The organism is Flavobacterium granuli (assembly GCF_900129705.1).
Classification (GTDB): domain Bacteria; phylum Bacteroidota; class Bacteroidia; order Flavobacteriales; family Flavobacteriaceae; genus Flavobacterium; species Flavobacterium granuli.
The window spans coordinates 67,251-87,976 of record NZ_FQWO01000001.1 but is presented as its reverse complement, the minus strand read 5'-3'; the positions used below and the strand labels follow the sequence as shown (position 1 = coordinate 87,976).

Here is a 20,726-nt window from a genome sequence, read left to right as displayed (position 1 = left end):
GAATTATAATTCAAATATTAACAGATGTTTATAGAACAAGGTGTAAATCCAGAAAATAGGTTTTGGAGGTATTTAGTGGGTTTAGCATTGATTTTTACGGCTTCAATTGTAGGTCAAGTTCCTTTATTGGGAGCCATTTTTTATGAAACAATTTCTAAAGGGAAAGCTTATCCTTTGGATAATGAACAAATGATGCAGTTTTTTGAGCCTAATTTGACTTTATTCCTGATTTTAATATCTTTTGCTTTTGCTATGTTGGGAATTGTGTTTGTAGTGCGTTATTGGCACAAGCAAACGCTACTTTCGGTAACCACATCAAGAAAAGAAGTGGATTGGGGAAGAGTATTTTTTTCTTTTTCAATTTGGGCTGGTTTTATGATTGTTTCCACTTTGGTAATGTATTTCATGAGTCCTGATAGCTTAGTATTTAATTTTAAGCCGCTGCCTTTTGCGATATTAGTACTGATTGGTGTGTTGCTAATTCCTATTCAAACCAGCACCGAGGAATATGTTTTTAGAGGGTATTTGATGCAGGGTTTTGCTAATTTGGCCAAGAATAAATGGGTTCCATTGGTGGTTACTTCAGTTGTTTTTGGAGCCATGCATTTGTCTAATCCGGAAGTCTCAAAAATGGGAAATATTATTTTTGTTTATTATATAGGAACGGGATTTTTTCTTGGAATTATCACTTTAATGGATGAAGGAATGGAACTGGCTTTGGGCTTTCATGCCGCTAATAATTTGATTGGCGCCTTATTAGTTACTTCAGATTGGTCTGCGTTTCAAACGCATTCTGTTTTTAAGGATATTTCTGAGCCACAGGCAGGTATTGATATAATTATGCCAGTGGTTATAATTTACCCGATACTTTTATATATCTTTAGTAGAAAATACCAATGGACCAACTGGAAAGAAAAACTGAGCGGGAAAATTGAAATGCAACAGGATAGTAATAATCACTAATGAATTCCTAACAACATGAATGAATTGAATTATAATAATGTGAACAGTTTTTTTAAGCTGAATGGATTTCCAATGAATAAAGAGGAATTATGTGAGGCCGCTTATTGCTTTATCAAGGAAGGAGACGAATCAGAACAAACAACTGGAGAGTTTTTGTTAGACTGGTTTGATGCGAAAAGCTATATAAATTTGCAAACATCAGGGACAACAGGTATTCCTAAAAATATCAGAATAAGTAAACAAGCAATGATCGATTCAGCTTTGGCTACGGGGAGTTTTTTCGAATTGACTCCAGGCGATAAAGCCCTGTGTTGTTTACCTACTAAATATATTGCCGGCAAAATGATGCTGGTACGGAGCATCGTTTTAGGTCTTGATCTCGATTATGTCGCTCCAAGTTCCTTTCCGATATTGCATAATGTCACTAAATATGATTTTGTAGCAATGGTTCCTTTACAAGTAGAAAATTCTTTAAAGGAATTAAAAAACGTGAAGAAGATAATTGTTGGCGGTGCCAAAATGAGTAAATCTCTCGAAAAAAAATTGCTAAATACAAAAACAGCAGTTTACGAGACTTATGGAATGACAGAAACAATCACTCATATTGCTGCAAAGAAAGTAGGGGAGAAAGCTTTTTCTGTTTTACCGAATGTTAAAATTTCTCAGAATGATAAGAATTGCTTGGTAATTGAAGCTTTGAAAATATCAAATGAAGCTATAGTTACCAATGATCTTGTGGAAATCATTAGCGAAAATCAATTTGTTTTTTTAGGACGTATCGATAACGTTGTTAATAGCGGAGGGGTCAAGTTGATACCGGAACAAATTGAAGAAAAATTAGCTGCCGAAATTCATTCCCGTTTTTTTGTTGGAGGAATTACAGATGCTGTTTTAGGAGAGAAATTAGTTTTGGTAATAGAAGGAGAGCAAAAGGATTTAAGTAAAGCTGTTTTTAAGAGTTTAGATAAATATGAAAAGCCCAAGGAGGTGTTTTATATTCCAGTATTTAATGAGACTCAAAATGGGAAAATAAAACGGAAAGAGATTCTGGAGAGTATTCATACGGATTAGTAAAATAAAAAAGAGGTTGCTTGTGAAATGGCAACCTCTTTTTTATTAGATTATTTCTGCATCTTAAAATAATAATCAGCCGAATGTTTCCCACTTCCATAAAATAGAAAAAACACGCAAACTGCTAGAACAGCTATTGCCAATAATAAATTTTGCGAGTGCATTTCTCCCATGAAATTGACAATAATTGCTCCAATTAATATAGGTAATTGTGCAATAATAGCCCATCGGGTCAGCAATCCAAAAACAATCATTATTCCCCCGATCATATGAGCAGGAGCAATATAATGAACCATAAACATTCCTCCTCCAATTTTATCAATTGGAGATATCAAATCGGCTAAGTATTGAATGTTTGTAATAAATGTGATTCCTTTTACAAACAAAAATACGCCAAGTGCAATTCGTACTAAATCTAAAGTAAAATAAGTGTGCGAGTTTGCCCACTTATTTAATTCTTTTACAGTATTCATATCGCTTCGATTTTAAAATGGTTGTACTAAGTTAGTGATTTTTAAATAAATAAGATTGTTCTTGTTTTAAAAATGATAAACTCATTTCATTTTTTGATTTGGATAGCTAAATCAAAAGTTATTTTTTGTGTTGTCGAATTAAACCAAAGTTTTTATTTGTTGAAGCAATAATTAAGCCGTAAACCAAGAGAATTTTCGGCATGACCTTTAAGAAGGAAATTAGTCAGATTCATGGACGCTTCTAAATTATTATGTTTCTGACCAATTGATAAATATTTACCAATGTACAATCCGGAGCAGGAACCAAATTTGGCATTACCGTCATATTCAGAAACAAAACCAAGCCCTATGGCACCGTTTGCATCAGAAAGGGCATATCCAACTCCTGTTTCAGCACCAAAAAACCAATCGTGATTAAAATTAAATTGGACATTTGCTTTAAGGGCAATTAGGCTAAAGTTACGATGAGAAGCCTTTTCTTTTACGGTATCTGTAGTGTCGGGAATTTTTCGAGCAAACCGATAATCATAATCTAGTTTAAGACCAATCTCTGTTTTTGAAGATATTTTTTTAAAGGCTCTAAAATTGAGTCCAACAGCATATCTATGTGTTCGAAACATTTGAATATGAACCGGCAGCGATACATTGATACCAGCTTCCATCAAAATGGATTTATTCTTTTCGAAACTGTTTTCTTTGTTAGCTGTTTGTTGTGAGTAGCTTAATTGAAAAACTAGCAGCATCATAATCACAGATATAATTGATGTAGTTTTCATTTGATTTTAGGTATTAATTATTCATTCTGAGCAGTTTTAATTTTCCGTATAAATCGAGTGTAAGAGGTTGTTAAAGAGCGGATTGGTTTAGTTTTTATAGGTCTGTTAATTACTAATAAAGATAAGAAAAAAATAAACGTAAGTAGTTGTTAATGAGTGTTAAACAGTCTTTTTTTTGGAGGTTTTTTTTTAACAGGAAAGGGATTGCCGTTACTTTTAACAAAAAAGAGAATAAATAGGGTGAAAATGAATTTACAGAAAACAAATAGAACCAGGAAGTTTTTCTAATGTTAATCAGCTAGCTATTTCCAGCTCCATTTTTCACTGATAGTAAATAAAACTAGTGAAAAACGGAGGCAGAAATAGTATGTAAAAAAATGCTTGTTAAACCTGAATTACACCCAAGTTGAATTTTTTTTCAATAGGTGCATGGTTTGCGGCTTCTATTCCCATCGAAATCCATGTTCGGGTATCTAGAGGATCAATAATGGCATCAGTCCATAATCGAGAGGCTGCGTAATAAGGAGAAACTTGCTCGTCGTATCGGGCCTTTATTTTAGCAAATAATTCGGCTTCTTTAGCTTCATCCACTTGTTCTCCTTTGGCTTTAAGAGATGAAGCTTCAATTTGTGCCAATACTTTGGCGGCTTGTGTTCCTCCCATAACCGCAAGCTCGGCACTTGGCCATGCAAAGATTAATCTTGGGTCATAAGCCTTACCGCACATGGCGTAATTTCCGGCACCGTATGAATTTCCTACGATAACCGTAAACTTAGGTACCACCGAATTACTTACAGCATTCACCATTTTAGCACCGTCTTTTATGATTCCGCCTTGTTCTGATTTCGACCCTACCATAAAACCGGTAACGTCTTGGAGGAATACCAATGGGATTTTCTTTTGGTTGCAATTAGCAATAAAACGGGTGGCTTTATCAGCGCTATCCGAATAGATTACACCGCCAAATTGCATTTCGCCTTTTTTGGTTTTTACTACTTTTCGTTGATTGGCAACAATTCCTACTGCCCACCCGTCAATCCTGGCATAACCGGTGATTATAGTTTGGCCATAGCCGTCTTTATAAGCTTCAAACTCTGAATTGTCCACCAGACGATTGATGATTTCCATCATGTCGTATTGTTCATTACGGGCTTTAGGTAAGATACCATAGATGTCTTTTTCATCCAAAGCTGGTTTTTCAGGTTTTAGCCTGCTGTAACCGGCTGTATCAAAATCACCAATTTTATCAACGATATTTTTTATTTTATCCAAAGCATCTTTGTCATCTTTGGCCTTATAATCTGTAACTCCTGAAATTTCACAATGAGTTGTCGCTCCGCCTAAGGTTTCGTTGTCTATTGTTTCACCAATAGCTGCTTTGACCAAATAACTTCCTGCTAAGAAAATGCTTCCTGTTTTATCGACAATAATGGCTTCGTCACTCATGATGGGCAAATAAGCACCACCGGCAACACAACTGCCCATAATAGCGGAAATTTGGGTAATTCCCATACTACTCATTTGGGCATTATTTCTGAAAATGCGTCCAAAATGTTCTTTGTCAGGAAATATTTCGTCCTGTAATGGCAAATAAACGCCTGCACTGTCTACCAAATAAATTATAGGTAGTCTGTTTTCCATCGCAATTTCTTGAGCTCTCAGGTTTTTCTTAGCAGTAATTGGGAACCAGGCTCCAGCTTTTACCGTTGCATCATTAGCAACTACAATACACTGTTTTCCTTTGATATAGCCTATTTTTACGACCACACCTCCTGAAGGGCAACCGCCGTGCTCAGCATACATTCCTTCTCCTACAAATGCTCCAATCTCTATGCATTCAGCATGGGGATCCAATAAGTAGTCAATTCGTTCGCGTGCAGTCATTTTGCCTTCGGCATGCAATTTTTCAATTCTTTTTTCACCGCCTCCTAGTTTTACTTTGGAAAAGTTTTTCTTTAATTGGGATAATAAAAGTTTATTGTGATCTTCGTTTTTATTGAAGTTTAAATCCATGATACTGTAATGTTTGTAAGAAAATAGATGGCTAAAATACGAAATCCTTCGAAATATTTGATGGTATTATTTAGTTTAGAAATGGAATTATATATTTCTTCGTATTAGTTCAAAAACAAAAAAAGAAAACAGTTGTTTATTTCTGTTTTCTTTTTTTGTTTGATTTATAAATAATGAGGATTACTTTTTTGAATCGTTGACTAATCTTTTTAAGATAGCCCATTGTTTTAAGGCGTCTCGCGCTTCTACAGCTGGATAGCCCAATACTGTTTTACCGGCAGGAACATCGCAAGTGACTCCGGAACCCGCACCCACAACGGCGCCATCTCCTAATGTAGCGTGGTCTTTAATAGAAGCACTACCACCTATAATTACTCCGTTTCCTAAAGTAACTGAACCAGCCAGTCCGCTGCTTCCGGCCATAATACAAAAACGGCCTAGTTTACTGTTATGACCTATTTGGACTAAATTGTCTATTTTGCAACCATCACCAATTATTGTAGAGCTGAATTTTCCTCTATCTACGCAGGAATTAGCACCAATCTCAACTCCGTTGCCAATAATTACATTTCCTATTTGTGGTATTTTGACCAAGCCTCTTTCGGGACAAGGACGAAAACCAAATCCATCGGCGCCAATAGTCGCATTGGGATGAATGATACAATCATTACCGATGTGGCAACGCTCTCTGACTACGGTCCCGGACCAAATTACACTGTTTTTTCCTATGGTAGATTCATCCAAAATAGTCACATTAGGATAAATAATAGAGTTTTCGCCTATTTTAACTCTTGGGCCAATATACGATCCTGCACCAATTTTTGATCCAACTCCAATAATTGCCGTTTTATCTACAACTGCCGTTGGATGAATATCGATGTAGAATTCTGGCATGGGATGTGCAAAAAGAGTCAGTACTTGAGACATGGCCAAATCCGCATTTTTAACTTTTATAAAAGCTCTGTTCTCTCCTGGTTCGATTGAAATATCCTCGTTCACAACCGCCACACAAGCTTTGGAAGCTGACCAAAGTTTTTCGTATTTCTTGTTTCCAATAAATGAAATTTCAGTTTCCATGGCAACTTCTAATTGCTCGGGTGCAGTTATAGATTGTTGTGTATGACCTAAAATGGTACCTTTAAGGACTTCGTTGATTTGTTGGACTGAATAGGATTTCATTAAGTATTTGTTGAATTTGAAGTTTAATATTTTTCAAATAAAATGATTTAGACTTGTAATTCCTAACATTTGCAGATTCTTTAACAACAATAAAATGTTATTGTTATTTTTTTTGAAATAAATATACTGTATATGGATTGATAAAAGGGAATGTTTTTGACCGCTATGGTGGTTTCTGAGGGATTATAAACAGGTGTTTTATCGGCAAATTCACAAAAAAAATAATCCTAAAACATTATCCTGAATTTTCCGATTAACTTTAAATAGTAAACAAAAAAATCCTACAGTATAGCTTTTTGCTTGCTGTAGGATTATAGTTTTTAGTAAGAATCATTCTATTCTTCTTCTTTCTGTCCCATCATCATCAGATAGGCTTTAAGGAATTCGTCAATTTCGCCATTCATCACACCATCAACATTACTGGTTTCATAGCCCGTACGGACATCTTTGACCAGTTTATAGGGCTGCATGACATAATTTCTGATCTGGGACCCCCATTCTATTTTCATTTTGCCGGCTTCGATATCAGCGCGTTGTGCTTGTTTCTTTTTTAGCTCAATTTCGTATAATTGAGAACGTAACATTTGCATGGCGCGTTGCCTGTTGTCCTGTTGAGAACGGGTTTCCGAGCATTGAATTTGAATTCCGGTAGGCTTATGAAATAATTGGACTTTGGTTTCCACCTTATTTACATTTTGCCCTCCGGCACCACTGGACCTTGAAGTTGTAATTTCAATATCGGCAGGATTTATGTCAATTTCGATGCTGTCATCCACAAGCGGATACACATAAACGGAAGCAAACGAAGTATGGCGTTTGGCATTGCTGTCAAAAGGGGAAATACGCACCAATCGGTGTACGCCGTTTTCTCCTTTTAAATAACCAAAGGAATAATCGCCTTCAAATTCAAGAGTTACAGTTTTTATTCCTGCTACATCTCCTGCTTGAAAGTTTAATTCTTTTATTTTGAAGCCATATTTTTCGCCCCACATCATGTACATACGCATTAGCATCGATGCCCAGTCACAACTTTCAGTTCCGCCGGCACCGGCTGTTATTTGTAATACAGCACTTAAGGTATCTCCTTCATCCGAAAGCATATTCTTGAATTCAATGGCTTCAATATGATTTTCGGTGCGTTTATATTGTTCGTCCAGTTCTTCTGCCGTAAGTTCTCCCTCTCGGTAAAATTCATAGGCCAATTGCAATTCATCAGTCATTTCGACTGCTTTATTGTAATCTTCGATCCATTTTTTCTTGTTTCGAAGGTTTTTTACAATTAATTCAGCTTCTTTGGTGTTATTCCAAAAATCCGGAGCAAAAGTTTTTTCTTCCTCGTTAGAAATTTCAATTAGTTTGGCATCAACGTCAAAGATACCTCCTCAACGCACCAAGGCGCTCCACAATACCTTTAATTTGTTCGGTAGTTGTCATAAATTATGTAATTTTGTCAAGCAAAAGTAAGAAAATTTTTTGCTTAAGAACAAGCGGAACTTGTTTTGATTTAAAATAAAAAATATAGATGGAGATAAATTTAGTTAGTGATACGATTACCAAACCAACATATGAAATGTTGCAGTACATGTTTAATGCTCAAGTGGGTGATGATGTATACAAACAAGATCCTACCGTTATAGAATTGGAAGCAAGAGTTGCTGAAATGTTTGGAATGGAGGCAGGATTATTTTTTCCATCAGGGACTATGGCTAATCAAGCGGCCATTAAATTGCATACCCAGCCTGGGGAACAATTGATAGCCGATAAATATGCGCATGTGTATCATTACGAAGGTGGCGGTGTGTCTTTTAATAGTGGGGTTTCCTGTTGTTTACTGGATGGAAACAGGGGAATGATTACCGCAGAACAAGTGGCGGCAGCGATAAATGACCCTGAATTTTATCACAGCCCGTTAACAAGTTTGGTATGTGTCGAAAACACGACCAATAAAGGAGGCGGAGCCTGTTATGAAATAGAGGATTTGCAAAAGATAAAAGAAGTCTGTGTGGCCAATAATCTGAAGTTTCACATGGATGGCGCCCGAATTTGGAATGCTTTGATTGCCAAAAAACAAAATCCTAAATCTTTTGGAGCAATTTTCGATACTATTTCTGTTTGTTTTTCCAAAGGACTTGGCGCTCCAATAGGTTCTATGCTTTTAGGAGATAAAGCAACGATTCATCGTGCTTTAAGAGTGCGAAAAATACTAGGAGGAGGGATGAGGCAAGTAGGTTATCTTGCTGCCGCAGGAATTTATGCTTTAAATCATAATTTAGAACGTCTGGCCGAAGATCACAGAAGAGCAAAGGAATTGGCCGAAGTACTGCGTAAATCAAGTTGGGTTGCGACTGTTGAGCCGGTTGAAACTAATATTTTAATTTTTTCATTGGCTTCCCAATACAGTGACCAACTTTTGATTGAAAAATTAAAACAAAAGAATATCTCTATAAGTTCTATGGGGCATGGCAAACTTAGAATTGTAACACATCTTGATTACAGAGAAGTAATGCATACTTATGTGCTGGAAACATTGCAGAAAATAGTGTGGTAACTTAAAGAATTTTTTAAAAAGAGGTTTAAAGTTTTAGGATTGTCTAAAACTTTAAACCTTTTTTTTATTTGAATAAATTATCCATGCCTGGAATCATTGGCATATCCATTTTGGCAACGGCATCAAGTTCAGCTTCGTTTACTTTTGTGGCTTTTTCGATGGCTTTGTTTAAGACCAAAATCATATAATCTTCCAGTTGTTCTTTGTCTTCCATCAACTCATCGGCAATTGTGATCGCCTTAATTTTTCTGTTGGCAGTTATGGTTATTTTTAATAAACCGTCCGTACTTTGTTCGTCAACCAATACCGTATCCAAACGTTTTTTTGTTTCTTCGATTTTATTTTGGGTTTCTTTTAATTTACCCATCATTCCCATTAAATCCATTTTGCTGTTTTTTAAATTATTGGAGTACGAAATTACTATATTTGATGCAATAATCAATTTATTAGATGAAAAATCCAATCGTTTTACACTGTCTTTGTGTTATTTTTGTAACTTCATTTACAAATATGAAAGCACAACAAATGACAGAAAAAATACAGCCGCCAGTTGCTAAAATTATACCTACAAAGTTAGAGAAGTTCGGAGATGTAAGAATAGATGATTATTTTTGGTTGAAGGACAGAGAAAATCCGGAGGTTATTGATTATCTGAATAAAGAGAATGAGTATTATCAAAAAATGACTGCTCATACTAAAGATTTTCAAAAAGAATTGTTTGAGGAAATGAAAGCGAGGATTAAGGAAGATGACGAATCAGTTCCTTACCTCTATAACGGATATTACTACATTACCCGTTTTGAAAAAGGAAAGGATTATCCAATCTATTCCAGAAAAAAGGAGAGTCTTTCGGCCAAAGAAGAAATCATGTTTGATTGCAATGAACTGGCTAAAGGACACAAGTATTTTAAATTAAGCGGATTGAGTATCAGTGTAGACAATCAATATGCGACCTATGCTTTGGATTTAGTGGGCAGAAGAATTTATACTTTACATGTTAAAAATCTTTTTACTGGAGAAATTCTAGCAGATAAGATCGAAAATGTTACAGGAAGTTCGACCTGGGCTAATGATAACAAAACTATTTTTTATACCCGACAAGATGAAAAAACCTTGCGTTCGGATAAGGTTTTCAAACATAAATTAGGAGAAGAAACAGCAAAAGATGAATTGGTTTATTTTGAAAAAGACGAAACTTATGATGTAGGCGTTGGAAAAGAAAAATCAAAAAAATACATTTTAATCAGTTCTTCAAGTACCTTGACAACAGAGTTTAGGACTTTATTGGCCGATAATCCTGATGGTAAATTCAAAGTTTTTCAAAAAAGAAAACGTGGACTGGAATATAGTATTTCTTTTTTTGGAGACAGTTTTTACATTGTAACCAATAAAGACAAAGCGACAAACTTTAAATTAATGAAGACGCTCGAAACAGCTACTTCAGTTGAAAATTGGGAAGAAGTAATTATGCATCGCGAAGATGTTCTTTTGGAAGATATTGATATTTTTAGGGACTTCTTAGTGATTTCTGAGCGTAGTAATGGTTTGAATAGAATTCGAATAAAACCTTGGAATGGAGATGTAGAATATTACTTGCCTTTTGAAAGTGAAACCTATACTGCCTATACCACAACCAATGTAGATTTTGATACTGATATTTTGCGTTACGGTTATCAATCGATGGCGACACCAGCCTCGGTTATTGATTTTAACATGAAAACTAAAGAAAAAGAAATCAAAAAAGAACAGCAGGTTTTAGGAGGAAAATTCAATAAGGATAATTATACCGAAGAACGCGTTTGGGCTACAGCCGCTGATGGAACCAAAGTGCCTATTTCTATGGTTTATAGAAAAGAACTGAAAAAAGACGGTAAAAACCCATTATTATTGTATGCTTATGGCTCTTACGGACATTCAATGGATGCCTACTTTTCGTCAACAAGGCTTTCTCTTTTAGATCGAGGATTTATTTATGCTATTGCACACATTCGTGGAGGGGAAGATCTAGGAAGAAAATGGTACGAAGACGGAAAACTGTTAAAAAAGAAAAACACATTTACAGACTTTATTGATTGTTCTAAATATGTAATTAATCAAAAATATACTTCGTCAGAACACTTATATGCCGAAGGAGGTTCAGCCGGAGGTTTATTGATGGGAGTTATTGTCAATACGGCACCGGAATTGTATAAAGGAGTTATTGCACAAGTTCCTTTTGTTGATGTTATGACCACAATGCTTGACGATACAATTCCCTTGACTACCGGGGAGTATGACGAATGGGGAAATCCAAACCAGAAAAAATATTACGATTACATGAGATCTTATTCTCCTTATGACAATGTCAAAGAGCAAAATTATCCCAATATGTACGTGTCTACAGGACTTCATGATTCTCAGGTGCAATACTGGGAACCGGCAAAATGGGTGGCTAAACTGAGAAAGATAAAAAAAGATACTAATGTTTTGTATCTGGATACGAATATGGATGCGGGTCATGGCGGGGCTTCCGGGAGATTTGAAGCACTTAAAGAACTATCAAAAGAATTTAGTTTTTTGTTAGATTTAGAGAAAATTAATAAGTAATTGGATTTTTTTGTTAAATTTGCAACGTATCGAAGTCAAATAAAATAGGCTTAGATTAACTATTTTTTTATGAAAGAAGAAATAAACGCTTACAATAACGTTTTAGAATTAATAGGTAATACACCGCTTATTAGACTAAATAAAGTCACCGAAAAGTTAGAAGGTAATTTCTATGCCAAGGTAGAAGCTTTTAATCCGGGACATTCCTCAAAAGATAGAATCGCATTATATATTATTGAAGAGGCAGAAAAAAAAGGGATATTATCGCCAGGAGATACCATTATAGAAACTACATCAGGAAATACCGGTTTTAGTTTAGCAATGGTAAGTATTATCAAAGGATATAGCTGCATTCTGGCTGTGAGCTCAAAATCTTCTAAAGATAAAATTGACATGCTTCGCAGTTTAGGTGCCAAAGTCTATGTGTGCCCTGCCCATGTCTCTGCCGATGATGAACGTTCTTATTATAATGTTGCCAAAAGATTGCACGAAGAAACTAAAGGTTCTGTGTATATCAATCAATATTTTAATCAGTTGAATATTGATGCGCATTATAAATCAACCGGACCGGAAATTTGGAAGCAGACTAACGGAAAAATTACCCATCTTATCGCTTGTAGTGGAACTGGAGGAACGATTTCTGGAACGGCAAAGTTCCTGAAAGAGCAAAATCCTAATATTAGAGTGCTTGGAGTGGATGCTTTTGGTTCTGTATTGAAAAAATACCATGAGACAAGAGAATTTGATAACGACGAAATTTACCCATACAGAATAGAAGGTTTAGGTAAAAATTTAATTCCATCGGCTACAGATTTTGACATGATCGATAAGTTCATGAAAGTAACAGATGAGGAAAGTGCTCATTCTGCAAGAGAAATTACAAGAAAAGAAGGATTGTTTGTAGGTTATACTTCGGGTGCCGTTTTACAAGCTATAAAGCAATATGCCGAAGAAGGAGAATTTGACGAAAACAGCAATGTTATTGCGATATTCCCTGATCACGGTTCGCGTTATATGAGCAAAGTATTTAGTGATGACTGGATGAATGAACAAGGGTTCTTTGACAGCGTTAATGAAGAAGAAGCTCAAAAAATCGAACTTATAAAATAGAGGATTCTATTTTTAGCTATAATAAAAAACTCCAGAGGAATCTGGAGTTTTTTTTGTATTTGTATTTTGTTCTTACTGTGAAATAAGGATTTATGTTCACTTTCTTGAAGATATATACATCAGATATAAATTTGCGTGACCACAATTAATACGATTGCTATTAAAGCCAATACTAAACCCAAATAATTTTTTATACTCAATTTTTCTTTAAACAAAAAAATACCTGCAAAACTCCCCAGAATAATAACTCCCATATTCATTGCTGCAAAAACGGTTGAAGGGTTTTCGGAAAACGCTTTATGAGCCTTTAAGTAAAAAAGGATATTGCCAAAGTTAAAAACGCCTACTAAGGCGCCAAAAATAAAATTTACCTTGTTGAATTGTCCTTTTTTGAATAGCACTTCATAGATTAGTACGATTGTCATCAGTAGCAATGCCAAACAAAAGATAACAAATAAAGAACTGGTATAAGGCAGGCTGGTGAATAAGGAAATCTGTTTGAACAGTATGTCTATAATTCCAAAACCAACTAATACCGTCGCTGGATAAATCCACTTATTATTTGTATTTTCTTCCTTTTTAGATAAAATAAGTAATAAGGCTACTAAGGCGATACAAAAAGCGATAATTTTAAGTGGACTGAAAGCTTCGCCAAATAACAACCAAGCCGCTAATAGGGGTATAAATAATGACAGGCGTTGGGCGGCATCGGTTTTTGCAATCCCCATTTGTTTTATGGATAAAGCCAAAAAAAGAAATACGGCAGGAAGTAAGACACCAAGTGCGATATAGATATGCCAAGGCGCAGTAGCATCTATTTCTTTTAAATTGGGCTGAAACGAGATATAACAAAGTAATAAAGCAACAACATAATTCCAGCTTATAATCTGTGGAACGTTTGTCTTATAATTTCGAGAAAATTTAAAAATAATTCCTACCGTTACGCTGCATAAAATGCTAAGGACGAGAAATAACATAATTGTCTTTTTTAGTTAATGGATGTCTAATAAAAAACTCCAGCATAACTGGAGTTTTTTGTTTTTATAAAAAGAAATATATTAAGCTTCTTCCATGGTGTGATACACATTCATTACATCATCGTCTTCTTCCATTTTCTCAATCAATTTTTCTACATCGGCCATTTCAGCTTCTGTTAGTTTTTTAGTGATTTGAGGAATTCTTTCAAATCCGGAAGAAAGAATTTCCAGTCCTCTGTTCTCTAGCTCTTTTTGGATGGTTCCAAAACTGTTAAAAGGAGCGTAAATCAGGATTCCATCTTCGTCTTCAAAAACCTCTTCAGCACCAAAATCGATTAATTCTAATTCTAACTCTTCAGGATCTATTCCGGTGGCGGGAATTCTGAAATTACAGGTATGATCAAACATGAATTCTACTGAACCCTGTGTTCCCATAGTTCCATTACATTTGTTAAAATAACTTCTAACATTGGCAACAGTCCTGTTATTGTTGTCTGTAGCGGTTTCAATTAAAAGCGCAATACCGTGCGGTGCATAGCCTTCAAAAAGAACTTCCTTGTAGTTGGCAGTATCTTTATCGGTTGCTTTTTTAATTGCACGTTCTACATTATCTTTAGGCATGTTGGCAGCCTTTGCATTTTGAATAACGGCTCTCAATCTGGAGTTGGCATCTGGATTAGGTCCGCCTTCCTTAACAGCCATTACGATATCTTTTCCAATTCTGGTAAATGCTTTAGCCATTGCTGACCAACGTTTCATTTTTCTACCTTTTCTGAATTCAAATGCTCTTCCCATTTCTAATTTGTTATTTTGAATCGCAAAAATACGGTTATTAGTTTTTTTTACCAAAATCAAATTATCTTCTTTTTGCGAAAAGAGACCGATAATTGGCTCGAGACTTCATTTTAGACTATTATAATCCTCTAATATGGTAATTGCCTCATGGAGATAATGATTTTTTTTAAGAGTTTCCAGTTGGAATTGGTTGCTTGTTTTTTCCAAAGGATAAAGCGTCAGCAGAAATTGATTCAAGTTTGAATTGTGAATGTCCAGACCATTTGTTTTAGAATCCAGCGCATGAATATCTTCCCACAGGCAATTCAGTTCTTTTCTCTCTTTAAAAAAAGCATCAATTGTTAGTGGCATTAGTGGTTTTGATTTCTTAAGGATGTTCTCTAATTTTAAGTTGAGGCTTTTTATTTCGTTAAAATAAGAATTGGCAGCTACTCTTTCGGTGCTTTCTTTTGCGATTTTTCGAACGAAAGTATCGTCTGAATACGGTTTGAATTCCAAATTCACTGCTAGACTGTCATTTTTAAGAGCAGTGTGACTGTCTGTTTCCTTAGTATAGATTGTTTCAAATAGTTCAGGAAGGTGGACATCAGGAATAATTCCTACCGCCTGATTACTTTTTCCGGTTATTCTATAAAATTTGTTGATAGTTAGTTTTAGAAAAATAGTGTCCTTATCTTTTTCTAATGGAAGTATGGTTTGCATGCTTGCTTTGCCTATGGTGGAAGCTCCTATCAGTAAAGCTCTATTATAGTCTTGCATTATTGAAGCAAAGAATTCGCTTGCCGAAGCCGAATTACTGTTTATGAGTATAACAATGGGGTCTTTATAAATCATCCCTTCATAAGGATCATTTATAGCCATCGGGACTTTTTTATTGTCAATTATGATTGAAATTGGCCCCGAATCAATCAGCATTCCTGCCAGTTTAATGGCTTCGTCAATAGAGCCACCTCCGTTATCAGTCAGATCGATAATCAGTCCTTTGATGTTGTCTTTCTGTAACTTTAAGGCTTCCAAGGCAGCATCTTCGGCGCAACCTTTTCCACTGTTTCCGTCATAATCGGTGTAAAAACTAGGGATTTTTATATAACCAAACTTTTCGTTTTCATGTTCAACGACAAAGCTGTAAACCGTATTTCCCTCATCTTTCAGCAATTGTTTTTCTACCAATACATCAAAAATTTTACTGGGAGTTCTTTTGAGGGTCAATTTTATTTTCGTGTTGGTATCTGATGTAATCATGTTCGAAATTAAATCCAGCGTAGCACAAGAAACATCTATCTTTTCTTTTAAATTCGAAATGGAAACAATTTGGTCTCCTTTTTTTATTTTACCCGTTTGAAAAGCAGGACCCCTTGGATTCAGTTCATTGATGATGATCTCGTTTTTTTCGTTCAAACTCACATTCATTCCCAGCGAAAGATGTTCTTTTGATAAGGAAGCCACAAAACTAGACTTAGCATTGATGTTGAAATAGCTGGTGTGTGGGTCAAAATAATTGCAAAAATAATTGAATATGTTTTCATCATAATTGGTTTCATTTTGCAATGCGGTATTTATTTTGCAGAGTTCATTTTCAATAATTATTTTTTTGGAAGCGAATTCCAAGGTTTTAAAATTTGTTTTTATAGAGTCTAAATCCTTGTGTTTTGAGACAATTTCATTTAGGACTTGGTATCTTATTTTTTTAATCAACACTTTTTCTACTTGATGCTCTTGCAGGTAAAAAGGGAAGTATTTCTGGTAAAATCGAACCGTATCTTTGAGTTCATAATCAATGTCTAGGTTGTTTATTTTTTCTAAAATGGATTTATTTCTTGAAAGATCCTTTTTGTATACCGATATGATTTCTGACAGGAAAGAGCAATTTTTAGCATTGATAAAATCGTCAATATGGAAACGGTATTTTTGAGAAAGGGTTTCGTACTCTGATTTCAGGAAAATGTTTCTGGAAGGATCGAGTTCATTAATCAAGTGATCAAACACAAAAACCGATAGGCTGTCGTCTATCGGTTTTGGATTTATGTGCTCGCTTTGAATAAGCGTATTTATTTTAGAAAGAATTTCACACGTTTCAGCATCATTTTGGGCAAAGACCGAAAATGTTGAAAAAACTACTATCAGTGCATGCTTTCTCATGAGTCCTCCATCATCAATTGCACTTAAAATTAAGCCTTTTTTCGAAAAAAACGGCTTAAAAAAAGTATAATTTTTTGACTGTGAACCCTATAATTATTTCTTGTAAAAAGGTAATTTTACTACTTTGGCAGCAACATCATTTTTTCTGATTCGGATGAAGATATCGCTATCAACAGCGCTGTTTGCCACAGTTACGTAACCCAAACCAATTCCTTTGCCCATAGAGGGTGACATGGTTCCCGAAGTTACAATCCCAATTACGGCTCCAGTAGCGTCTACAATTTCGTAATCATGTCTTGGTACAGCACGTTCCTGCATTTCAAAAGCAATAAGTTTTCGGCTAACACCGGCTTCTTTTTGTTTTTTCAAATTTTCAGAATTGGTGAATTCTTTGGTGAATTTAGTAATCCAGCCCAATCCTGCTTCAAGTGGCGAAGTGGTGTCACTGATGTCGTTTCCATACAAACAGAAGCCCATTTCCAGACGCAAGGTATCACGCGCAGCCAAACCGATTGGTTTGATTCCATAGGCAGCTCCTGCTTCAAAAACCTTATTCCAGATTTGTTCTACCTCGTCATTTTTGCAATAAATTTCAAAACCTCCTGAACCGGTATAGCCTGTTGCCGAAATAATTACATTGTCAATTCCTGCAAAATCAGCTACTTCAAAATGATAGTAAGGGATTGAAGCCAAATCAATAGATGATAAAGCTTGCATCGATTCAACTGCTTTTGGGCCTTGAATGGCTAATAAAGAATAGTCGTCAGAAAGATTTTTCATATCCACTCCTAAATCATTATGAGCCGAAATCCATTCCCAGTCTTTGTCAATATTCGAAGCATTTACTACTAATAAATACTCTTCGTCTTTCATTTTATAGATGATTAAATCGTCTACAATACCACCATCATTGTTAGGCAGACAAGAATATTGCGCTCGGCCGATTGCCAACGTAGAAGCATCATTAGAACAAACTTTTTGAATCAAAGCCAATGCATTTGGTCCCGAAATCAAGAATTCACCCATGTGTGAAACATCAAAAACACCTACGGCATTACGCACTGTTTCGTGTTCAGCATTCACCCCTTCGTATGAAATAGGCATATTGTATCCGGCAAACGGAAGCATTTTGGCTCCCAGACTTTCGTGTATGTGCGTAAGCGCAGTATTTTTCATGTGTTTTTATAATAAAATTTAAAGTGGCTAATTTATTGATTTTTTATGGAGTGGCAAAGGCAAAAAGAAACAGATTCAAACGATTTCGTTATTCTGTGGTTGAATGCGTGATTTGTAGCCTTTTTGATTTTTATTAAGCGTGTTAGCTAACTGTTTGACTTCTATGAGGTTTTGTTTTTTGTTGAAAATTAAAAAGAAAGCGAGTGCTTTAATTTTGTAATTAGGATCGTTTTTAAATGCAAAAAAGACAAATAAAACCCTAGGGTATTATTTGTCTTTTAAGATTAGTTTGTAATGATTTTAGTATTTTGCCGGTTGATTATTTTTAGGAAGGGATTGTTTGATAAAAATCCGGATGTCCTCATTGGCGGTTTCCAAATCTTGTTTTCTTAGATACATCATATGTCCGCTTTGGTATCCTTTCCAGCTCATTCTTTCTTTTAGTTTTCCACTTGGATCCATTTGCCATAAATTGTATTTCGAATTAAAATAATCACAGGCTCCATCATAATAACCTGCCTGAACCATTACATTCAAATATGGATTTTGTGCCATGGCTTGGCGTAGGTTTTCACCGCTTGAATCATTGGAATTGTCCCAAGGATGGACCGGACCAAACATATTGTATTTGAAATCGGTTTTATAATTTAAATTATTACGAAGGTACATATTGATGGCTGGCGTGAAGGAATGCAACCAGGAAGTGAGTTCTGCATTAAAATCAGGACGGTCTCCTGCGTCCTTGCGGTCAATACCCTTGTAGCGTGAATCTAGTCTTCCTACAGTGTAACCCTGATCTCGCAAAAGCTCTTTCCAAAAATAATTATAAGGAACATTAAGATTGTTTTGTAATACCACTTTTTCTGAAAGTCCGGAATAACGCGCTATTTTTGCCGCAATTTCTTTTCTTTTTGCTTCATCAAGAGAACCTCCTTTGCTTAAAGCGGGTAGCAGTTCATTGAGGGTAAAATCTTCCACTTCAGGTAACATCGCTGTCAACTCTTTATTCTGCAAATCGGCAGCCAACATTTTGTGATACCAGGCTGTAGCGGCAAAATAAGGCAGTTTAAGAGCAGCATCAGCAGCAACTCCACGATTTATTCCTAAGGTTGTAGGGGATACCAATATGACTCCGTTAAGGTACATCCATTGGCTGTTTTGCAATTCAAGAGCAAGACCGGAAACACGGGTGGTACCATAGCTTTCGCCAATAAGGTATTTTGGCGAAGCCCAACGATTATTGCGTGTTACAAATCCGCTAATCCAATCGGCTAGATATTTAATGTCAGCATTTACACCAAAAAAAGTAGACTTTGGAATGTCTTTACTCGTTGCTCTCGAATATCCTGTGTTTACTGGATTTACAAAAACAATATCAGCAACATCCAGAATAGAATAAGGGTTTTCTTTGATGCCATAAGGTTGTAAAGGATAGCCTTCGTCGTCGATATTTAAAAGTGTTGGTCCGGTATAAGCAATATGCATCCAAACCGAAGCGGAACCCGGACCGCCATTGAAGGAAATAACTAAAGGACGAGCAGCACGATCTTTAACATCAGATCGCTCATAATAGGTGTAAAACAATCCTGCAATGGCCTTTCCTTCTTCGTCCCAAACGGGCATTGTTCCGGTGGTGGCTTTGTAAGGAACTTTTTGGCCTTTTATGGTTGTGGCGTGCTCGGTGACCACATTTTGGTCCGGATTAAAAACGAGATTGGAAGACGAATTATTCTCTTTAGCTGTTCCTTTTGAATCTTTTGGCTGTGAACTATTTTGTTGGGCAAAAGAAGTATTGAAATAGCCAACCATGATTAATAAAAATAGTGTTTTTTTCATACGATTGTTTAATAGGTTTGTATGGGAAGTTCAATTTAGCTCACTAAAGTAGCTTTTTTTAAAAGAACAGCAAAAATACTATCCCGTTTTGTAAGAAATAATGTTGGTTTTCATTAAGGCAAATGGAATGTTATTTCTGTCAAATGGGGTGATTTGACTCTAGGCAAGTTTTTTTTTCATTTAATGTCGTAATTTTATAGCAATCCAAGATAAAAGTCCATGATGCTTCCCATACCTATTGATCTGAAAGAAATTTTAAAACATTATAAAACCATAGCGCAGCATACGCACAAAGGAATTCAAGGCCATGCGTTGCTTATTGCGGGAAGTTATGGGAAAATAGGGGCAGCGGTGCTAGCCTCTAAGGCTGCTATCAAAAGCGGTTGCGGTCTGGTAACGGCTTTTGTTCCCAAGTGTGGCTATGAAATTATACAAATTGCTATCCCCGAAGTGATGGTGCTAACAGATATGGAGGAAAAGTACATTTCAAAAATAGCTTTCGAAATACAACCGCAAGCCATTGGCATAGGTCCCGGAATAGGGCAGGATGAGGCTACTCAAAAGGCGGTGCATGAATTTCTAGAAAACAACAAAATTCCACTAATTATGGATGCCGATGCGTTGAATATTTTGTCTCAAAATAAGTCTTGGTTGTCTTTATTGGTTTCAAAAACGATACTGACACCGCATCCTAAAGAACTGGAACGATTAATAGGAAAATGGACTTCGGAGGAAGAAAAGTTTCAAAAAACAATTGCTTTTTCCAAAGAATACAATTTAATTGTGGTGATGAAAGGCGCGCCCACGCATATTATTGACGGAGAAACGATTTATCAAAATACTACAGGCAATGCCGCTTTGGCCACAGCCGGAAGCGGGGATGTGTTAACGGGAATAATCAGCAGTTTATTGGCGCAGTCCTATGAACCGATTCAGGCGGCAATTTTGGGCGTCTACCTCCATGGATTAACGGCAGATATCGCTTTGCCAGAGACAGGCTATCAGTCTTTTATCGCTTCGGATATTATTTCGAATATTGGGAAAGCTTTTTTGAGTTTGGACAATAGTAGGAAATAAGAATAAA

Annotated in this window: 17 protein-coding genes; 6 read left to right on the top strand and 11 right to left on the bottom strand. The window is 35.8% G+C overall.

What is annotated here, in order from left to right:
• Nucleotides 1-24: 24 nt before the first annotated feature.
• The gene (locus BUB25_RS00365) at nucleotides 25-963 is read left to right on the top strand and encodes a CPBP family intramembrane glutamic endopeptidase (RefSeq protein ID WP_072938039.1); all 939 of its coding nucleotides are present in this window, start codon (nucleotides 25-27) and stop codon (nucleotides 961-963) included.
• A 15-nt stretch (nucleotides 964-978) separates the two neighbouring features.
• On the top strand, nucleotides 979-2,034 hold the full coding sequence (locus BUB25_RS00360) for an AMP-binding protein (RefSeq protein ID WP_072938037.1): 1,056 nt from the start codon (nucleotides 979-981) through the stop codon (nucleotides 2,032-2,034).
• Nucleotides 2,035-2,084: 50 nt separating this feature from the next.
• Here the strand turns inward: BUB25_RS00360 and BUB25_RS00355 are convergent, their stop codons facing one another.
• The 5 genes from BUB25_RS00355 to prfB all read right to left on the bottom strand — a co-directional run bounded on the left by BUB25_RS00355 (nucleotide 2,085) and on the right by prfB (nucleotide 7,909).
• The gene (locus tag BUB25_RS00355) at nucleotides 2,085-2,507 is read right to left on the bottom strand and encodes a DoxX family protein (RefSeq protein WP_072938035.1); all 423 of its coding nucleotides are present in this window, start codon (nucleotides 2,505-2,507) and stop codon (nucleotides 2,085-2,087) included.
• 152 nt (nucleotides 2,508-2,659) lie between these two features.
• Entirely contained in the window at nucleotides 2,660-3,283 is a 624-nt protein-coding gene (locus BUB25_RS00350; RefSeq protein ID WP_139256875.1) for a hypothetical protein, read from the bottom strand.
• Between the two features lie 384 nt (nucleotides 3,284-3,667).
• The gene (locus BUB25_RS00345; protein ID WP_072938031.1) at nucleotides 3,668-5,296 is read right to left on the bottom strand and encodes an acyl-CoA carboxylase subunit beta; all 1,629 of its coding nucleotides are present in this window, start codon (nucleotides 5,294-5,296) and stop codon (nucleotides 3,668-3,670) included.
• A gap of 180 nt (nucleotides 5,297-5,476) precedes the next feature.
• Nucleotides 5,477-6,475, bottom strand: a complete 999-nt coding sequence (gene lpxD / locus BUB25_RS00340) for a UDP-3-O-(3-hydroxymyristoyl)glucosamine N-acyltransferase (RefSeq protein WP_072938029.1) — start codon at nucleotides 6,473-6,475, stop codon at nucleotides 5,477-5,479.
• 335 nt (nucleotides 6,476-6,810) lie between these two features.
• Nucleotides 6,811-7,909 (bottom strand): peptide chain release factor 2 gene (gene prfB / locus BUB25_RS00335; RefSeq protein ID WP_139256874.1). Its coding sequence is split into 2 segments (ribosomal slippage): nucleotides 6,811-7,845 and nucleotides 7,847-7,909, totalling 1,098 coding nucleotides; the frame shifts between segments, so codons are not numbered across the junction.
• Nucleotides 7,910-7,997: 88 nt separating this feature from the next.
• Between prfB and BUB25_RS00330 the strand changes: the two genes are divergently transcribed.
• On the top strand, nucleotides 7,998-9,023 hold the full coding sequence (locus BUB25_RS00330) for a threonine aldolase family protein (protein WP_072938027.1): 1,026 nt from the start codon (nucleotides 7,998-8,000) through the stop codon (nucleotides 9,021-9,023).
• A 64-nt stretch (nucleotides 9,024-9,087) separates the two neighbouring features.
• Here BUB25_RS00330 and BUB25_RS00325 read toward each other — a convergent pair whose 3' ends face one another.
• Entirely contained in the window at nucleotides 9,088-9,408 is a 321-nt protein-coding gene (locus tag BUB25_RS00325; protein ID WP_072939671.1) for a YbaB/EbfC family nucleoid-associated protein, read from the bottom strand.
• A 140-nt stretch (nucleotides 9,409-9,548) separates the two neighbouring features.
• Between BUB25_RS00325 and BUB25_RS00320 the strand changes: the two genes are divergently transcribed.
• Both BUB25_RS00320 and BUB25_RS00315 read left to right on the top strand, forming a co-directional pair.
• On the top strand, nucleotides 9,549-11,609 hold the full coding sequence (locus BUB25_RS00320) for a S9 family peptidase (RefSeq protein WP_106357409.1): 2,061 nt from the start codon (nucleotides 9,549-9,551) through the stop codon (nucleotides 11,607-11,609).
• A 69-nt stretch (nucleotides 11,610-11,678) separates the two neighbouring features.
• Entirely contained in the window at nucleotides 11,679-12,719 is a 1,041-nt protein-coding gene (locus BUB25_RS00315; protein WP_072938023.1) for a cysteate synthase, read from the top strand.
• A gap of 119 nt (nucleotides 12,720-12,838) precedes the next feature.
• Here BUB25_RS00315 and BUB25_RS00310 read toward each other — a convergent pair whose 3' ends face one another.
• From BUB25_RS00310 to BUB25_RS00290, 5 genes are all read right to left on the bottom strand, one after another.
• A complete protein-coding gene (locus tag BUB25_RS00310) occupies nucleotides 12,839-13,696 on the bottom strand; it encodes an EamA family transporter (RefSeq protein ID WP_072938020.1) in 858 nt (285 codons plus the stop codon).
• Nucleotides 13,697-13,777: 81 nt separating this feature from the next.
• Nucleotides 13,778-14,491 carry a YebC/PmpR family DNA-binding transcriptional regulator gene (locus BUB25_RS00305; RefSeq protein ID WP_072939668.1) on the bottom strand — a complete coding sequence of 238 codons (714 nt, stop codon included), beginning with the start codon at nucleotides 14,489-14,491 and terminating at the stop codon, nucleotides 13,778-13,780.
• 105 nt (nucleotides 14,492-14,596) lie between these two features.
• Nucleotides 14,597-16,630 (bottom strand): S41 family peptidase, encoded by a 2,034-nt coding sequence (locus BUB25_RS00300; RefSeq protein WP_072938017.1) that lies wholly within the window; start codon nucleotides 16,628-16,630, stop codon nucleotides 14,597-14,599.
• A 93-nt stretch (nucleotides 16,631-16,723) separates the two neighbouring features.
• Nucleotides 16,724-17,806, bottom strand: coding sequence for a glycine cleavage system aminomethyltransferase GcvT (gcvT, locus tag BUB25_RS00295; RefSeq protein ID WP_072938014.1), 1,083 nt, complete (start codon nucleotides 17,804-17,806; stop codon nucleotides 16,724-16,726).
• 300 nt (nucleotides 17,807-18,106) lie between these two features.
• Entirely contained in the window at nucleotides 18,107-19,642 is a 1,536-nt protein-coding gene (locus BUB25_RS00290) for a S10 family peptidase (protein WP_072938012.1), read from the bottom strand.
• Nucleotides 19,643-19,861: 219 nt separating this feature from the next.
• On the opposite strand from BUB25_RS00290, the gene BUB25_RS00285 reads away from it, so the two are divergent.
• On the top strand, nucleotides 19,862-20,719 hold the full coding sequence (locus tag BUB25_RS00285) for an NAD(P)H-hydrate dehydratase (RefSeq protein ID WP_072938011.1): 858 nt from the start codon (nucleotides 19,862-19,864) through the stop codon (nucleotides 20,717-20,719).
• Nucleotides 20,720-20,726 lie beyond the last annotated feature (7 nt).

What these genes read in the sequence shown, in the direction of transcription:
- BUB25_RS00330 (WP_072938027.1), top strand. Translation starts at nt 7,998, where the DNA reads ATGGAGATAAATTTAGTTAGTGATACGATTACCAAACCAACATATGAA.
- BUB25_RS00360 (WP_072938037.1), top strand. Translation starts at nt 979, where the DNA reads ATGAATGAATTGAATTATAATAATGTGAACAGTTTTTTTAAGCTGAAT.
- BUB25_RS00325 (WP_072939671.1), bottom strand. Translation starts at nt 9,408, where the DNA reads ATGGATTTAATGGGAATGATGGGTAAATTAAAAGAAACCCAAAATAAA.
- BUB25_RS00290 (WP_072938012.1), bottom strand. Translation starts at nt 19,642, where the DNA reads ATGAAAAAAACACTATTTTTATTAATCATGGTTGGCTATTTCAATACT.
- BUB25_RS00285 (WP_072938011.1), top strand. Translation starts at nt 19,862, where the DNA reads ATGATGCTTCCCATACCTATTGATCTGAAAGAAATTTTAAAACATTAT.
- BUB25_RS00345 (WP_072938031.1), bottom strand. Translation starts at nt 5,296, where the DNA reads ATGGATTTAAACTTCAATAAAAACGAAGATCACAATAAACTTTTATTA.
- BUB25_RS00355 (WP_072938035.1), bottom strand. Translation starts at nt 2,507, where the DNA reads ATGAATACTGTAAAAGAATTAAATAAGTGGGCAAACTCGCACACTTAT.
- BUB25_RS00320 (WP_106357409.1), top strand. Translation starts at nt 9,549, where the DNA reads ATGACAGAAAAAATACAGCCGCCAGTTGCTAAAATTATACCTACAAAG.
- BUB25_RS00315 (WP_072938023.1), top strand. Translation starts at nt 11,679, where the DNA reads ATGAAAGAAGAAATAAACGCTTACAATAACGTTTTAGAATTAATAGGT.
- BUB25_RS00365 (WP_072938039.1), top strand. Translation starts at nt 25, where the DNA reads ATGTTTATAGAACAAGGTGTAAATCCAGAAAATAGGTTTTGGAGGTAT.
- BUB25_RS00310 (WP_072938020.1), bottom strand. Translation starts at nt 13,696, where the DNA reads ATGTTATTTCTCGTCCTTAGCATTTTATGCAGCGTAACGGTAGGAATT.
- lpxD (WP_072938029.1), bottom strand. Translation starts at nt 6,475, where the DNA reads ATGAAATCCTATTCAGTCCAACAAATCAACGAAGTCCTTAAAGGTACC.
- BUB25_RS00350 (WP_139256875.1), bottom strand. Translation starts at nt 3,283, where the DNA reads ATGAAAACTACATCAATTATATCTGTGATTATGATGCTGCTAGTTTTT.
- BUB25_RS00300 (WP_072938017.1), bottom strand. Translation starts at nt 16,630, where the DNA reads ATGAGAAAGCATGCACTGATAGTAGTTTTTTCAACATTTTCGGTCTTT.
- BUB25_RS00305 (WP_072939668.1), bottom strand. Translation starts at nt 14,491, where the DNA reads ATGGGAAGAGCATTTGAATTCAGAAAAGGTAGAAAAATGAAACGTTGG.
- gcvT (WP_072938014.1), bottom strand. Translation starts at nt 17,806, where the DNA reads ATGAAAAATACTGCGCTTACGCACATACACGAAAGTCTGGGAGCCAAA.